We start from the raw sequence: 296 nt of genomic DNA, 5'->3' as shown, positions 1-296 counted from the left end.
GCGGCCGCCAGCATGAATGCGCGTTGCGGATTGCCGCTTTGATAGCCATCGAGGCTGGAAGGATGACCATGCGCTGCGAGCAGCTCCGCTGCGGAACGCAGCAGTCCTGCGATCGCCGGGTCGTTCGGCATGACGAATGCGGCGAGCAATTGCGCCATATCGACGACGCCACCCCATTCGTCGCGGGCAAGCAGGCGCACCGCAACGCGCTGCTCGGCCAGCACTGCGCCTCCTGAGGTTAGGCGCAACGTTATCTCCCCGCGCTCAGCCTCGTTGAGACCGGCCAGATAGCCGGC

At 65.9% G+C, this 296-nt stretch carries 1 protein-coding gene; it reads right to left on the bottom strand.

Annotated elements, in window-relative coordinates:
• Positions 1–296, bottom strand: a 296-nt coding sequence (locus EN857_RS34090) for a hypothetical protein (protein ID WP_135897735.1), incomplete at both ends; no start/stop codon positions are given.

The sequence above is a fragment of the Mesorhizobium sp. M4B.F.Ca.ET.214.01.1.1 genome (assembly GCF_004791545.1).
GTDB classification, from domain to species: Bacteria; Pseudomonadota; Alphaproteobacteria; order Rhizobiales; family Rhizobiaceae; genus Mesorhizobium; species Mesorhizobium abyssinicae.
This window is presented reverse-complemented; position numbering and strand designations above follow the sequence as displayed.